This window comes from Sphingomonas sp., from assembly GCF_017744835.1.
Classification (GTDB): Bacteria; Pseudomonadota; Alphaproteobacteria; order Sphingomonadales; family Sphingomonadaceae; genus Sphingomonas.
Genome location: NZ_JAGIAM010000001.1, coordinates 146,365 through 161,198, shown reverse-complemented (window position 1 = coordinate 161,198; position 14,834 = coordinate 146,365). Strand labels below are relative to the sequence as shown.

Below are 14,834 nucleotides of genomic sequence, written 5' to 3'. Positions count from 1 at the left end.
CGAGTCATGTTCCCGCGGGAGAACGGCGGCACTGTGACCGGATACCAGCCGCACCGCGACGGGCGTGAGCTGCTCGCCGATCAAGATGCCGAGCAAACCGATCAACGCGATCGCTGGCGGCGCGGGCGAGCGCACGCCGAGCAGGCTGTAGATCCCGCCGACGAGCAGGCCGGCCGCGAGCGAGAGGAGGTAGGGCTTCACGAGCGCTCTCCGTCAGAACGAGGCGGAGCAGGCCGGCTCGCGAACACGCGCCGGCCTGCTCGCACAGATCAGACCGTCTGGCCTTCCTGCGCGCCGAACATGGTCTTGGCATAAGTGATGCCCAGGCCATAGGCGCCGGCATAATGCTTGGCGACGCCGGTGGTCGCGTCATAGGTCTCGCCGCGCGCCCAGTCGCGCTGCAGCTCGAGCAGATACTGGACCGAGGTCATTGGGATCGTGCCGGCCTGGACCATCCGCGCCACCGCGCGCTCATGCGCCTCGGTGGAGACGTCGCCGCAGGCGTCGGTGATGACATAGACCTCGAAGCCCTGCTCGATCGCCGAGATCGCCGGGCCGACGATGCACACGCTGGTCCACAGGCCGGCGAGCACGATGCGGCGCTTGCCGAGGCGATTGACCTCGGCGATCACCGCCGCGTCTTCCCAGCTGTTCATGGTGGTGCGGTCGATCAGCGCCTGGCCGGGGAAGGGATCGGTCACCTCGGAGAACATCGGGCCCGAGAAGCTCTTCTCCGCGACCGTGGTGAGGATGGCGGGGACCCCGAACACCTTGGCGGCATTGGCGACGAGCGCGGCATTGGTGCGCAGCGCCACTGCGTCGATCGAATGCGTGGCAAACGCCATCTGCGACTGGAAGTCGATCATGATCAGCGTGTGGTCGTCGGGGTTGAGCAGGGTCTTGCCGGGGGCCGGCGTGGCGGTGAGGGTCATGGTTGCGCTCCTTGTAATGGCGAAGCGCGCTCTGCCCGCCGGGGCTCGACGGGTCTTGTATTCCTCCGCCGCCACTTGGACGGAAATGCCGTAGCGGCTTTACGCGGCCGAATCCTTGGCCGGGATCGAGAAGGCGAAGATCGAGCCCGCCGATGCCTTGGAGCGCAGCTCGAACGTGCCGCCATGCACCTCGACGATCGAGCGGCAGATGCGCAGCCCCAGCCCCAGGCCATTGGCCTTGGTGGTGAAGAAGCCGTCGAACAGCCGGTCGCGGTCGGCCGCGGCGATGCCCGGGCCGCTATCCTCCACCTCGACCCACACGCCGTCGCTGCGCTGGCGCGTGCGCACCCACAAGACGCGGCTCCAGCATTGCGCGTCGGCCATCGCCTGCGCCGCATTGAGCGCGAGGTTGACTACCACCTGCTGGATCTGCACGCGATCGATCGCGACCGCCGGAAGATCGGCGCCGAGATCGAGCCGTACCGTAACTTGGCGGCTGGTCATCTCGTGCCGCAGGAATTCCATCGTCTCCTCGACCAAGGCGTTGAGATCGGCGCGCGTGCGGCTCTGCGGTTTGCTGATCGCCATCGAGCGCAGTCGCGACACGACTTCGTTCGCCTGGCGGCTGCCGATCACGATGTTGTCCAGGCAGGCGCGGGCCTGTTCGAGATCGGGCTCCGGGCGATCGATCCAGCGCTTCGCCGCCTCGGCGAAGGTTGTGACGCCGGCGAGCGGCTGGCGTACCTCGTGCGCGACCGATGCGGTGAGTTCGCCCAGGATCGAGAGCCGGCCGGCGTGCGCCATCTCGCCGTGCAGCCGGTGCAACGCCGCCTCGGCGCGCACCTGCGATCCGATGTCGACCAGCCCGACATGGAGCCGGTCGCCGCCCGTATCCTCCTCGCGCCAGCTGGTGAAGATCACGGGGATCTCCTCGCCATCGGCCCGGCGAAGGCGCGTCTCGGCGCGGAAGCTCGGAAGGCCGGTGAGTTCCGCGAACAGCGCGCGTGCGAACACCCCCGCCTGTGCGAAGGGCCACAGCGTGCGCAGGCCGATCGGGAACGGCGTGTCACACAAGGCCAGCAGCTCGCTCGCGCGGCGATTGGCGGCGACCAGCGTCGCGCCGGCAAGCAATTGCCGCAGCACTTCGGGCTGGCTCAATTGCGCGAGCGTCGGCTCGCTCTCGAGCGCGTCCAGCACGCGCCGCGCGCCGGCCACGTCGATTTCGCACAGCGACAGGTCCATCGCCTCGACCAGCCGGTCGCGGGCGGGTTCACCCATTGAGGAAGCCGAGCAGATCGGCGTTGAGCCGCTCCTTGTGCGTGAACAACAGCCCGTGCGGCGCGCCCTCGTAAATCTCCAACCGGGCATTGGGGAACAGCGCGATCGCCTGGCGCGCGGTGGCGTCGAACGGCACGAATGCGTCGAGCTCGCCATGGACGATCAGCACCGGCACGTCGAAGCCGGCGATGTCCTCGCGATAATCGGTCTCGGCGCAGGCGGTCACCGAATCATGGCTCGCCTTGAGCGAGGCCATCAGCGCGAGCTGCTGGACGTGCATCAGGCTTCCCTCCGAGATGTCCGCGCCGTCGCGATCCGCGCCGAAGAACAGCCGCGCGAAGCCGCGGACGAACTCGGCGCGATCGGCGAGCAGCCCGCTGCGAACATTGTCGAAGACAATCTGGGGGACGCCGCTGGGATAATCCTCGCTCTGGCCGAGCTTGGGCGTGGTGGCGCCGATCAGCACCACGCTGCGCACCCGATCCGATCCGTGGCGCCCGACATAGCGCGTCACCTCCCCGCCACCCATGGCATAGCCGACCAGAGTCACGTCGCGCAGGTCGAGATGCTCGATCAGCTCGGCGAGATCGTCCGAGAAGCTGTCATGGTCATAGCCGTCCCAGGGCTGGTCCGAGCGGCCGAAGCCGCGGCGATCGTGCGCGATCACGCGATATCCCTGTGACGCCAGGAACATCATCTGGTTTTCCCACATGTCCGAATTGAGCGGCCAGCCATGGGCGAACACCACCGGGCGTCCCTTGCCCCAATCCTTGTAATAAAGGCGCGTGCCATCGCGCACCTGAAACATCGCCATTCGACCCGTCCGTTGTTCTGTGTTTGGCGCCCGCTAGCGCAAAAGCGCCACGAAAGGACAGCCCCAGGCGCTCGCTTCGTCGCGAGTCAGGCCGGCTCGCGCCGGGCCCGTCGCCACGCCAGCGGCGTTTCGCCGACCAGCTTGCGGAACAGCCGCGTGAGGTGCGCTTGGTCGGTGAGCCCGCAGGCGCAGGCGATCTGGCTCAGGCTGTCGCTCGTGCGCAGCATCAGCGTCTGGGCGTGCCGGATGCGGCGACGGATCAGGAAGGCGTGCGGTGTCTCGCCGACGCTCACCTTGAATGCGCGATTGAAATGGCCCGAGCTCAATTTGCAGACCGCAGCGAGGCTCTCGATCGCGACCGGCGCGTCGAGCGCACCGTCGATATGTTCGATCACGCGTTTGAGCTGCCAGGCGGCTAGACCGCCCTTGACTGCCGCGCCGCCATGATGCGGGGGCAGCGCGGGCAGGAGCCCGCCTTCCGATAGCGTGGCCGGCTCGGGTGCCTGGAACAGGGCCGCCATGCGCTCGAGATAGAGGCGTGTGCGGCCCGGATCATGGTCCAGCGCGCGCCGTGCGTTGTCGAGCAGGCCGATCAGTTCGCCCGAACCGGGAAACGCGCTCCAGGCGAAGGGCGCCGCAGCGGCGGGGAACGCGCGGGAATAGGGGGACAGCATAGGAACTCCGAGCGAAATACTCCTCGGACTATGCGGCGGTGCGTGCGGCCCGGCCATCGAACGGCCGATCACTCTGCCGAGGCCTTGGTTTGACCCCGCCATACGATGGTTTGCCCCGGATGCCGGGCACCCGGGGCAATCGCTCAGCTTTGCAGGAAAGCGAGTAGGTCCGCATTGTAGCGGTCCTGGTGCGTCGCGGTCAGCGCGTGGGGGGCGCCAGCATAGACCTTCAGCTCAGCGTGCGGCATCAGCTTCTTGGCCGCGGCACCGGTGGGTGCCAGCGGGACGACCTGGTCGTCATCGCCGTGGATGATTAGCGTCGGCAGCGTGATCTCCGCCATCTCGGCGCGGAAATCGGTCTCCGAAAAGGCGCCGACGCAATCATAGGTGCCCTTGATCCCGCTGGTGAGCGCGATCTGCAGCGTCTGCGTCATCACGCCCCGGGACACCGCGCCAGGGACCTTGTTGGTGCCGAAGAAGAGCGGATTGAAGTCGTCGAGGAATTGCGCGCGGTCCTTGACGAGCGCGGCGCGCATGCCGTCGAACACGTCCATCGGCACGCCTTCGGGATTGTCCGTGGCCTTGCCGAAGAACGGCGTCACCGAGCCCGTCAGACACAGTTTGGCGACGCGCGCTCCCCGATATTTCGAAATATAGCGGACGACATCGCCGCCCCCCATCGAGAAGCCTACCAACGTCACGTCCTGCACATCGGCGGTCTCGAGGATCAGCGCTATGTCGTCGGCGAACGTGTCGTAGTCATAGCCGGTCCAGGTCTGGTCCGAGCGACCGAATCCGCGGCGGTCATGGGCGATCACGCGGTAGCCGTTGGATGCCAGGAACAGCATCTGCTGCTCCCACATGTCTGCGCTCAGCGGCCAGCCATGGCTGAAGAAGACTACCGGCCCGGTGCCCCAGTCCTTGTAATAGATGCGCGTGCCGTCCTTGGCGGTAACGAAAGCCATTTGATCCTCCAGGTCGATGCGCGACCAAGGGGCCGCGCGTGCCGCCGAGCTAGGCGCCGAACCGCACCGCGGATTGTAGGATTGCGCGGATTTTTGCGTTATCGCGACGCGCATGCGGACCTCCCTCGCCCTCGATAATCGTATTTCCGACCAGCCCCCCGTCGTCGTGATCGTCGACGACGACCCGCTAATCCGCGGCGCGATGGACAGTCTGTTCCGCTCGGTGGGCATGGAGACGCGTTGCCATGGCTCGGCGCTCGACGCTTTGGCCGGCGCGCTGCCCGATGCGGTGTGCTGCTTCGTTGTCGACGTGCGGATGCCACAGGTGGGCGGCTTCGAATTCCACTCCCGGCTGGCAGAGCGCGACCCCGACGTGCCCATCGTGTTCGTCACCGGGCACGGCGACATTCCGATGACGGTGAAGGCGATGAAAGCCGGCGCTGTGGACTTCCTCGCCAAGCCCTTTCGCGACCAGGATCTGCTCGACGCGGTCAACGTCGCGCTGGAACGGTCGCGCGAAACCCGCGCCGCGAAGCGTGTCACTGCCGAGGCGCGGGCGCGCTATGACAGCCTCACCCCGCGCGAGCGCGAAGTGATGGCGGGAGTCACGCGAGGACTGCTCAACAAGCAAGTCGCGGGCGAGCTCGGCCTCGCCGAGATCACGGTCAAGCTGCACCGATCGAGCCTGATGAAGAAGCTCGGCGTCCGCACCGTTCCCGATCTGGTGCGGCTGGCAGAATCGTTGGGCGCATCGGCCCACGAATCGTGACCCTAAACGCCCGTATGTCTCGCTCTCCCGGACGGGTTATCCTATGCGAGACCCTCGGCTCCCGCTCGGGTGTCGAACGAGAGGGTTCGGGTGCCGGCTAGGAATATCGCGGTCGTCGACGATGAGGCGCTGGTCGGCTCGGCAACCGCCAGCCTGCTGCGTTCGTACGGCTACCATGCCATGACCTTCGACTGCGCGCATGATTTCCTCGCGCGTGCGGATCGCAGCTTCGACTGCTTGGTGAGCGACGTCCAGATGCCGGCCATGTCGGGGCTCGACCTGTACCGGCAGCTTCGGGCGGAGGGCGCCTCGGTGCCGGTGGTGCTGATGACTGCCTATCCTACCGCATCGGTCAGGAGCTTCGTCGCCGAAAGCGACGTGATCGCGTTGCTTGAAAAGCCGCTGGTGAGTGAGGACCTGATCGCCGCGATCGAGCGCGCGCTCGACGCTAAGTAGGGCGCGCTCGCGCGACTGAGGGGGCGTACCAAGCCGCGGCTGGCATCTCGGGCCCGATTATTGGTCCAGAGTTCATCGCTCTCCGTGCAAAAAAAGAGCGACCGACAGGCGAGCAGGGCGCGCGCTCAAGCGTGAGCGTCACTCCGCCCGGTGCGACCCGGGTCAGCGAATTTGGCCGGCCGCACTTTTACGGATGCTTGCCCGCCGCGCAGACCGGCGACCAAATCGCCGTGGTCGACCCAAGACCGCGATCTTGGCCAGCACCTTGCGCACTCCAGGCCAACGGAGAGATGGATGTAATCAGTGCGTCATAGAAAGCGTCTTAGGCCTCGCTATCCGCATCCCTCATCGACTTGGCGGGCAGCGATTTCATGGGGCTTTGAGCGGCCACGCCGGATGGACGATGAGCACGACATCATCTCGGATTGGCTTGCGCGGGAGATCGTTCCCCTCGAGCGTGCCGTCCATGGCTGGCTTTCGCGCCGATGGGGACATGTCGTCGATGCCGAAGACGTGATCCAGGAAGCCTATTGCCGCGTCGCGAGCCTGGCATCCATTGATCATATCGAGAATCCGAAATCCTATTTCTTCCGGACTGCGCACGCGGTTGTGTCGGAGAAGATGCGGCGGGCAGGAATCATTAGTTTCAGCTCGATGACCCAAATCGAATGGTCGAACGTCATGGATGACGAGCCTTTGGCGGATCGTATCGTGGCAGCGGACCAGGAACTCAGGCGCGTGAACGGATTGCTCTCGCAACTTTCCGACACCTGCCGCCGCGCGATCGAGATGCGGCGCATCGAGGGCCTGTCGCGGAAAGAGACCGCCGAACGACTGGGAGTGACCGAGAACGACGTGAAGAACCATCTTGTCCGCGGCCTGCGGAAAGTCATGAAAGCGATCGCAGACGAGGATGCGTGCACGGGCGGCGACGAACCCGAGGCGGTCGAGCACAAGGCGGCAGTGATTGGCAAGCACCGGTCCCACTAACAATATCGCCGATCGGGCGGCCGAGTGGGCGGTGGAAGCGGCATATGGCGATATGTCGCCGGAGGCCCGCGCCGCGCTCGAAGCCTGGCTCGTCGCGGATACGCGGCATCGCGGCGCTTATATGCGCGCCCGCGCCTGGCTGAGGGCTTCTGAGATTGCCGTCGTGGAGGAGCAGGCGGCTCCGGCGGGGCAGTCGCGTGCCTCGAACATGGCCGCGTTCGATGTGGCGCCCTCCCGTCCGCTCCGCCGTGGCGTGGTCCGGTGGGGCGGCAGGGCGCTGGCGGGCGGCGTCGCGCTTGCCGCGTCGATGGCGGCGCTGGTGGCAGTCGGCGTGCCGCTGCCGCCGCCTTTCGGCGCGACCGAGGTCGCCGAGGCTGCCCGCGTGGTCAAGCTCAAGGACGGGTCGGTCGCGACGCTCGGCCGGGGTGCTGAGATCGCCGTGGCGCTGTCAGGCGACGTTCGGCGAGTCACGCTGCTGCGCGGAGAAGCCCAGTTCAAGGTCGCTAAGGACAAGGCGCGGCCGTTCGTGGTGCGCTCGGGCGACGTCTATGCCCAGGCGACGGGGACGCTCTACTCGGTCACGCGCGTGGGCGAGACCGGCGGGATGGTGAAAGTCGCAGAAGGCAGCGTACTGGTCTGGCCGCGCGATGAGCGCGACCAGGCGGTGCTCCTGCATCCCGGCGGCTCGCTGACGCTCGATCCCGGCCCGCGGCGGATGCCGGCGCCGGCGCGCGCGACGACGCCGGCGGTTTCCCGTTCGCGCCCGCTTCCGCCGCCTGAGCTGGCGCAGATTTCGCTCGACGATGTGCCGGTGAAGACGGGCGTCGCGCGCTTCAACAGCCTCAACAGCACCAAGATCGTGATCGCCGATCCGACAATTGCGGATATCCGGATCGTCGGATTGTATCGGGCCGACGATCCCGAGCAATTCGCTCAAGCCGTGGCCGCGATATCGGATGGGGTTGTCGTGCATGATGCCGGGAAGATTGTAGTAAAACTGAAGTAAAATAGTCCAAAAATATTAATTTATTACGGAATGATCCGTCGACGGATGTCCCTCGTCATTTGGTGAGATGGAACCAAAGAGGGGGTAATCCTAATGCGCGCTTTCCTTTTGCATTCGGCAATTTCCGTGTCCGCGATCGCGGTGGCATTCTGCGTACCGTCGGTCGCTCAAGCCCAGGACCAGGCGCGGAGCTTCGATGTCGCCGAACAGCCGGCATCGAGCGGCGTTCGCGAATTCGCCCGTCAGGCCGGAATCCAGGTCACGCTCGCCGGGCGCGATGCGGAAGGCCGCAAGACCAACCGGGTCCAAGGCGATCTCGACACTCGGGAAGCTCTGGACCGGCTGCTGGCCGGAAGCGGCCTGACCGTGGTCTCCTTCGACGGCAAGGCGGCGATATTGGGAAACGCGCAAGCGGACTCGGACATCGTCGTTACCGGGGGCGCAGTCACCTTCGCCAATAACAACGTGACTCGGCCCATGATCGAGCGTCAGTCGGTGCTCAGCAGCGTGAACGACGTGCTGAACGAGCTTCCCGGCGTGCTGGTGACCGAAGCCGACGCATTCGGCTCCTCGGACGCGGCGACCGCGATCAGCATCCGTGGCTTCGATACGCTGCACATCGGCGCCACCATCGACGGCATCCCGAACGGCGGGTCGCGCTATGGCGGCGGTTCGAAGGCCAACCGCTATCTCGACGTGCTGGATCTCGAGACCGTCAACGTGTCGCAGGGCACCGCGGACGTTTCTTCGCCCTCCAATGAGGCGCTGGCGGGAACGATCAACTACATCAGCTCCGATCCGCTCGGCGACCCTCGGCTGCGCGTCGTGCTGGCGGGTGGGGACTGGGACGCACGCCAGGCCTATGTCCGTTTCGACACGGGCGAGATCGCGCCCGGCACCCGCGCCTGGGTAAGCGGGCTGAGCTCCAGCGTCCATGACTGGATCGACGGATCGGGGCAGACCACGCGCTCGCACATCGCGGCCAAGATCACCAGCCAACTCTCGCGTGTCGATCTGACCGGCTATGTCTCGTTCGACGACGCGAACGAGTCCGAATATGGCGGCAGCAGCCCCGCCAACTTCGCCAAGAACCCGCTCGTCGATACGCTGATCGGCAATTGGGTGGGCATTCCCTATTTCGATCAATATTATCGCTCGGGCTCGCGCGCGCTGCGCAAGAACCTGTTCGGCTATCTCAAGGCGCATACTGAGATGGGCGAGGTGAACCTGACCCTGACGGGCTATGGCCACCGCATGACCGGGCGCGGCGACTATGTTCCGCCCTATCTGGTCGACGTCACCAACGACGGCGTCGGCGCGCCGAACAGCGAGTATCTGGGCGGCAAGACCGTCTATAGCGCCGGCAATCTGGGCAATATCTATTTCGTGATGCCGAACGGCGCCACGGCAACCAAGACGCCGGGCTGCGTAGCTCCCGCCGGCCTGCCGGCGGACTATGCGCCGAGTTGCTATCCGGCGAACGCGGTGCCGGTGCAATCCTATCGCCACACGCACTATGATTACTCCCGCCTCGGCGCGCTGGTCAGCCTCGATTGGCGGCATGATTTCGGCGGGTTCACCAATGTCGTCCGCGCCGGCACGTGGTTCGAGCATGGCCGCACCAACACGGTGCGCGACTGGCACAAGCTCACCGATGCCCGGGTCAGCTATGCCTTCGACGGCCAGCCCTATTGGGTGCAGTACGACATCGACGACGGTGCCGAGGAGTTCATGTACTATGTCGAGGACGTGCTGACCTATGGCAGGCTCAGCGGGCGCATCGGCGTGAAGCAGTTCTTCATCGACCAGCAGCGCCAGGAGCGGACGAACACCAAGCTCCATACCGACATGTACAAACAGTCCGATCCGCTGCTGTCGTTCGGCCTGACCTACGCGACCCCGATCGAGGGTCTGGAACTGTTCGGCGGATATTCGAAGAATTTTGCAGGGCTGCAGCGCAACCTGCTCGGCGGCGACCAGCGCCTGCTGGACCTGACCGAGCCGGAGACCGCCCGGAACGTCGAACTCGGTGCGCGCTACGGTGGCCGCAATTTGCAGGGCTCGCTTACCCTCTATGATGTCAACTTCGAGAACCGCATCATCCTGGTACCCTCGACCTTCATTACGGGCATCGATTACCTCAACCAGGTGAGCGGGCTTTATCTAAACGTCGGCGGCATCAAGAGCCGCGGCGTCGAGGCAGCGCTCGCTTATCATTTCCCGGGCGGTTTCTCGCTGTCGGGCTCCTATTCGTACAACCGGTCCAAATATCTCGGCAGCGGCAATCCCGCGCAGGACAAGGCGATGGGCGTCACACCGGGCGTGCAGGTCGCCAATTCGCCCAAGACGATGTTCAACATAGCAGCGGACTGGCATCGCAACGGCTGGAAGCTGGGCGTCGCCTCCAAATATGTCGGCAATTCCTTCATCGACGTCGCCGCGACGAGCGAGGCCAAGCATTATGTCGTGACCAACGGCTATGTCGGTTTGGATCTGGGCGGGATCGATGGCTTGCTCAAGGGCATGGGCATCACGATCACCGTCAACAATCTGACCGACGAGCGCTATCTCACCGGCACGGGCCGCCTCGGTACACCACGTACCGTGACGGCGGCGCTGACGCTCGACTTCTAGGACGAGGCCGCTCCCGCCAGCAGGGCGGGGCGGCCTTTCCAATCGAACAGCCGGTTGGCAGGAATACATTATGACCGACATCGGACGCCGCACGTTGCTCAAGGCGGGAATGGGCGCGGGGGTGGCAGCCTTTCCTGCGGCGATCGCCCGCGCGCTCGCGATCCCGCCCGACATCCGCTCGGGCACGATCCGCGACGTCGAGCATGTCGTGATCCTGATGCAGGAAAATCGCGGCTTCGATCATTATTTCGGCACGCTGCGCGGCGTGCGCGGCTTTGGCGACCGCTTCCCGATCCCGCTCGCGCCGGCATTGTCGAGCGGGCCGGAGCGCACCGTCTGGCAGCAGCTCGACGGCAAGGCCGAAGGCGGGCCGCGGCTGATCGAGCCCTATCACCTCGCCACGAAGCGTGACTGGACCCTGGCGCGCATGATCGGCACGCCGCACGGCTGGCCCGACGCGCAGCCGGCCTGGGACCATGGCCGCATGGCGCATTGGCCCGAGGCCAAGACCGAGCGTGCGCTCGGCCATTTCCGGCGCGAGGACATGCCGTTCCAGTTCGCGCTCGCCGACGCGTTCACGATCTGCGACGCCTATCATTGCGCGATCCAGTCGGGCACCAACCCCAACCGCCTGTTCCTGTGGACCGGCACCAACGATCCCCTCGGCCGCGCCGGCGGTCCCGCGATCAACAACTCGCACGACCGTTTCCCCGAGCAGGGCGGGGCGGCCGAACCCTATCGCTGGACCACGTATGTCGAGCGGCTGCACGCCGCGGGTGTGGACTGGCGCCTCTATCAGGACATGGCCGACAATTTCACCGACAACCCTCTGGTCGGCTTCGCGCCCTTCCGCGCCGCGGAGAAGGGCGAGGCGGGAAGCGACCCGGCGTTGCGCGAGCGTGCGCTTACCACGCGGGCGCTCGACGGGCTGCGTGCCGACGTGCTCGCCGGCCGGCTGCCGCAGGTCTCCTATGTGATCGCCCCCGCGTCGGCTTCCGAGCACCCGGGGCCGTCGAGCCCGGCGCAGGGCGCGGCCTATACCGCCGAGGTGCTCGACGCGCTCACCGCCGATCCGGCGGTCTGGGCGCGCACCGTGCTGCTCATCATGTTCGACGAGAATGACGGCTTTTTCGACCATGTGCCGCCGCCTGCGCCGCCCTCGCGCGATCCGCTCGCCCCCGGCGGCCTTGCCGGTGCCTCGACGGTCAGCACTATCGGCGAATATCATGAGGCGGAGAACAAGGCCGATGCGCGGCCCGACCTCGTGCAGTTCCATGGCCGCCCGTACGGCCTCGGCCCGCGCGTGCCCCTCTATGTCGTCTCGCCGTGGAGCCGCGGCGGCTGGGTCAACAGCCAGGTGTTCGACCATACCTCGGTGATCCGCTTCCTCGAGCGGCGCTTCGGCGTGGTCGAGCCCAACATCTCGCCCTGGCGCCGCGCGGTGTGCGGCGACCTCACTTCGGCCTTCGATTTCGCGCATCCCAATGCGACCGTGCCGTCGGGCTTGCCCGACCCCCGGCCGGAGGCGGTGCGCGCGGCGACGATCAGGGACCGTCCCGACCCCAAGGCGCCGCTCGCCGCCGAAGCACGCTGGCAGGAGCCCGGCACGCGCCCCTCGCGGCCCTTGCCCTATCGCCTCGAGGTGACCGAGGCGCGCGGTACCGGCGAGATCCGGCTCACCTTTCACGCGGTCGGCGCGGGTGCGGTATTCCATGTCTATGACCGGCTGGCGCTCGAGCGCATTCCACGGCGCTACACGGTCGAGGCGGGCAAGCAGTTGACCGGCGCCTGGCGGACGGTGGGCGACGCGGGCGCTTATGATCTTTGGGTCCTCGGTCCTAACGGCTTTCATCGCCATTTCGCCGGAACCGCTCGGGATCGTGCGATCGCCGGCGGAATCCACTGGGAGTTCGACCGCGATGGGCGCTTGCTCGCCTTCGAGACCGAGCGCGGCGACGAACTGCTCGTGACTCCCAACGCTTATCGTGACGCGCACCCCGCATGGCGAAGTGGCCCCGGCCAGCGTCATCATCGCTGGCGGCTGGAGCAGACCATGGGTCGGTACGACCTCTCCGTGACGAGCCCCGAAGCCGATGGCTTTTTCAGGCGTATCGCCGGGCGACTGGAGACGGGGCGCGCTTCCTGTTCCGATCCGGCTGGAGTCCTTGCTGGCCCTCCCGCCTGAAGGCGAAACCTCCGCAGGACCCCTCCCGCGGGTCCGGACCGCGCGTATCGCTAAAGGGGAAGGGCCGCTCTACGTCCCAATTTTGGTGATTAAGATCGACCAAGAGGTTTGCCGAAACCGGCCGTGAATTTGGGGTTTGGCGTTCGGATCACCCAGTGCTCAGCTGGCGGTGACAGCTGACCGCCACTTCGTCTGCCAGGAACCGCAGAAGCGCCCGATGGCCTGCTCGACGCCTTGAAGTGAACTGCTCGAGTCGAGGTCGGTCGATAGGGTGAGCTTCCCCTTCGCCGTTCTGGGCGGAGTTCCTTGCGCGAGCACCGAGATCGGCAATCTGTGCCGATTGCAGCCTATTTCTGACCAGACGCTGTCTACTAGGGGCCGGAGACCGTTTATCTGCGACGTCTACCAGAACAACCACAGACATCCAGCACGCCGCGCTCGGCGCATTCTCCTGGATGAACTCACGGCGTGGCTCAGCCAGTTCACCCATTGGGGGATCGGGCATTCTGTTGGAGAGGCCGCTTCGACCCTGACCGGCCCAAATCTAACTGGAATTGGCCCAGACTAGCTGGCGCCACAGGAATCGCAGAGGTGGTGGTGGGTCCGCCGGGATTCGAACCCGGGACCTCTCGATTAAAAGTCGCTTGCTCTACCGACTGAGCTACGGACCCACGCGCCCGCCCCTAGGCGCGGGCGTCGGGCGGGTCAACCGGGCGCGGAGCTGGCGGACGGTCAGCCCGCTCACCGGATCGCGCCAGTGCGGCGCCACGCGCACCAGCGGGTCGAGCACGAAGCGCCGCGCGCGGAACAGCTGGTGCGGAACGGTCAGCCCCGGGCTGGCCCAGGCGCCTTCGGACCATAGCAGCAGGTCGAGGTCGATTACCCGCGCCGCCCAGCTCTGCCCGCGCCGCCGGCCGAAGCTTTGCTCGATCGCCTTGAGGCGGCGGAGCAGCCTGGCGGGGTCCTCGTCAGTCTCAAGAATCGCGGCGGCATTGACGAATCGGCGTTTGGACGGGCCGAGCGGCGCGGTGGCGATCAGCGGCGAGACCCCGATGAGCCGCGCCGGCGCGCGGCCGAGCTCGGCGAGCGCGGCGGCCACTTCGGCGCGCGGGCCCCCGTGCCGCCCCGGCCGGTTCGAGCCGAGCCCGATCGCATAGCTTGTCCTTGCCACGCCGCTGCGCCTATCGCGCCGCAATGCCCGCGCCAAGCCTCGAACCCGACCGCGACTGCCCGCATTGCCCGCGACTGGCGGCGCTGCGCACCACGCTGCGCGCCGAGCAGCCCGATTGGTGGAATGCGCCGGTGCCCGCGCTCGGCCCTGCCGATGCCTGGCTCGCGATCGTCGGGCTCGCGCCGGGCAGGCTCGGCGCCAATCGCACCGGCCGCGCCTTCACCGGCGACGCCTCGGGCGACCTGCTCTTCGCCACGCTGGAGAAGCTGGGCCTGTCCGAGGCAGGTGAGCCGCACGGCGTGGTGATCCTCAACGCGGTGCGCTGCCTGCCGCCGGGCAACAAGCCCGACCCGGCCGAGGTCCACGCCTGCCGGCCCTATCTCGCGGGCCAGCTCCGCGCGCCGGTGGTGGTGGCGCTGGGCCAGATCGCGCACCAGTCGGCGGTTAAGGCGATGGGCGGCAAGCTCCCCAAGGCGCGCTTCGCGCATCTCGCCGAGCATCGCATGCCCGACGGGCGCATGCTGATCGATAGCTATCACTGTTCGCGCTACAATCAGAACACCGGGCGGCTCACCCCGGCGATGTTCGAGGCGGTGTTCGCGCGGGCGCTTGCGCTGCGCCAGGCTCGCTGAACCGCGCCGAATCTGCTATGACGGCGGGCGCGAAAAGGAGACTGCCCGTGCGGATGTTCGTGCTTGCGCTCGCCCTGCTGCCCGCCGCTGCCAATGCCGGCGCGCCCGATCCCAAGCCGCGCGTCCAGCCCGCGGCTCCCGTGCTCTCGCTCTCGGGCAGGGTGTGCCATAACGCAGGCGCCGAGAAGGCGTCGCCCGACGCCAAAGTCGTGAAGCCGCGCAGGCTCGCGGAGGAGCCGGCGGCGGAGGCCTATTACACCGTGCTGCGGCTCGAGAACGGCTGCGACAAGCCCGTGCTGGTGCGCGAGCGCCGCCAGGCCAGGTAGCG

At 66.8% G+C, this 14,834-nt stretch carries 14 protein-coding genes, 1 tRNA gene and 1 pseudogene; 8 read left to right on the top strand and 8 right to left on the bottom strand.

What is annotated here, in order from left to right:
• Window positions 1-33 precede the first annotated feature (33 nt).
• The 6 genes and pseudogenes from J7500_RS00700 to J7500_RS00675 form a co-directional block, all read right to left on the bottom strand.
• Window positions 34-201, bottom strand: a pseudogene (locus J7500_RS00700) (DUF1427 family protein); the annotation flags it as partial.
• Between the two features lie 68 nt (window positions 202-269).
• Entirely contained in the window at window positions 270-932 is a 663-nt protein-coding gene (locus tag J7500_RS00695) for a hydrolase (RefSeq protein ID WP_294059104.1), read from the bottom strand.
• A 99-nt stretch (window positions 933-1,031) separates the two neighbouring features.
• Complete coding sequence (locus J7500_RS00690) at window positions 1,032-2,210, bottom strand: ATP-binding protein (protein ID WP_294059102.1); 1,179 nt, start codon at window positions 2,208-2,210, stop codon at window positions 1,032-1,034.
• Complete coding sequence (locus J7500_RS00685; protein ID WP_294059100.1) at window positions 2,203-3,024, bottom strand: alpha/beta hydrolase; 822 nt, start codon at window positions 3,022-3,024, stop codon at window positions 2,203-2,205. Before J7500_RS00685 ends, J7500_RS00690 begins: the two co-directional genes overlap by 8 nt.
• Before the next feature lie 86 nt (window positions 3,025-3,110).
• Window positions 3,111-3,698 (bottom strand): helix-turn-helix domain-containing protein, encoded by a 588-nt coding sequence (locus J7500_RS00680; RefSeq protein WP_294059098.1) that lies wholly within the window; start codon window positions 3,696-3,698, stop codon window positions 3,111-3,113.
• Window positions 3,699-3,841: 143 nt separating this feature from the next.
• Window positions 3,842-4,663: an alpha/beta hydrolase gene (locus J7500_RS00675; protein ID WP_294059096.1), complete on the bottom strand. Its 822-nt coding sequence runs from the start codon at window positions 4,661-4,663 to the stop codon at window positions 3,842-3,844.
• Between the two features lie 112 nt (window positions 4,664-4,775).
• On the opposite strand from J7500_RS00675, the gene J7500_RS00670 reads away from it, so the two are divergent.
• The 6 genes from J7500_RS00670 to J7500_RS00645 all read left to right on the top strand — a co-directional run bounded on the left by J7500_RS00670 (window position 4,776) and on the right by J7500_RS00645 (window position 12,703).
• Entirely contained in the window at window positions 4,776-5,432 is a 657-nt protein-coding gene (locus J7500_RS00670; RefSeq protein WP_294059094.1) for a response regulator, read from the top strand.
• A gap of 90 nt (window positions 5,433-5,522) precedes the next feature.
• Window positions 5,523-5,888 carry a response regulator gene (locus J7500_RS00665; RefSeq protein WP_294059093.1) on the top strand — a complete coding sequence of 122 codons (366 nt, stop codon included), beginning with the start codon at window positions 5,523-5,525 and terminating at the stop codon, window positions 5,886-5,888.
• Between the two features lie 396 nt (window positions 5,889-6,284).
• A complete protein-coding gene (locus J7500_RS00660) occupies window positions 6,285-6,878 on the top strand; it encodes a sigma-70 family RNA polymerase sigma factor (RefSeq protein ID WP_294059091.1) in 594 nt (197 codons plus the stop codon).
• Window positions 6,856-7,884: a FecR domain-containing protein gene (locus tag J7500_RS00655; protein ID WP_294059090.1), complete on the top strand. Its 1,029-nt coding sequence runs from the start codon at window positions 6,856-6,858 to the stop codon at window positions 7,882-7,884. Before J7500_RS00660 ends, J7500_RS00655 begins: the two co-directional genes overlap by 23 nt.
• Window positions 7,885-8,010: 126 nt before the next feature.
• On the top strand, window positions 8,011-10,518 hold the full coding sequence (locus J7500_RS00650) for a TonB-dependent receptor (RefSeq protein ID WP_294059088.1): 2,508 nt from the start codon (window positions 8,011-8,013) through the stop codon (window positions 10,516-10,518).
• Between the two features lie 70 nt (window positions 10,519-10,588).
• A complete protein-coding gene (locus J7500_RS00645; RefSeq protein ID WP_294059086.1) occupies window positions 10,589-12,703 on the top strand; it encodes a phosphocholine-specific phospholipase C in 2,115 nt (704 codons plus the stop codon).
• Between the two features lie 595 nt (window positions 12,704-13,298).
• Here J7500_RS00645 and J7500_RS00640 read toward each other — a convergent pair.
• Window positions 13,299-13,374 (bottom strand) — tRNA-Lys (locus J7500_RS00640).
• Window positions 13,365-13,874, bottom strand: a complete 510-nt coding sequence (gene folK, locus J7500_RS00635; protein ID WP_294059085.1) for a 2-amino-4-hydroxy-6-hydroxymethyldihydropteridine diphosphokinase — start codon at window positions 13,872-13,874, stop codon at window positions 13,365-13,367. The genes J7500_RS00640 and folK overlap by 10 nt, the downstream gene beginning before the upstream one ends.
• Before the next feature lie 23 nt (window positions 13,875-13,897).
• Between folK and J7500_RS00630 the strand changes: the two genes are divergently transcribed.
• A complete protein-coding gene (locus tag J7500_RS00630) occupies window positions 13,898-14,506 on the top strand; it encodes a uracil-DNA glycosylase (RefSeq protein WP_294059083.1) in 609 nt (202 codons plus the stop codon).
• A 47-nt stretch (window positions 14,507-14,553) separates the two neighbouring features.
• The gene (locus J7500_RS00625; RefSeq protein ID WP_294059081.1) at window positions 14,554-14,832 is read left to right on the top strand and encodes a hypothetical protein; all 279 of its coding nucleotides are present in this window, start codon (window positions 14,554-14,556) and stop codon (window positions 14,830-14,832) included.
• The last annotated feature ends 2 nt before the right edge of the window (window positions 14,833-14,834 follow it).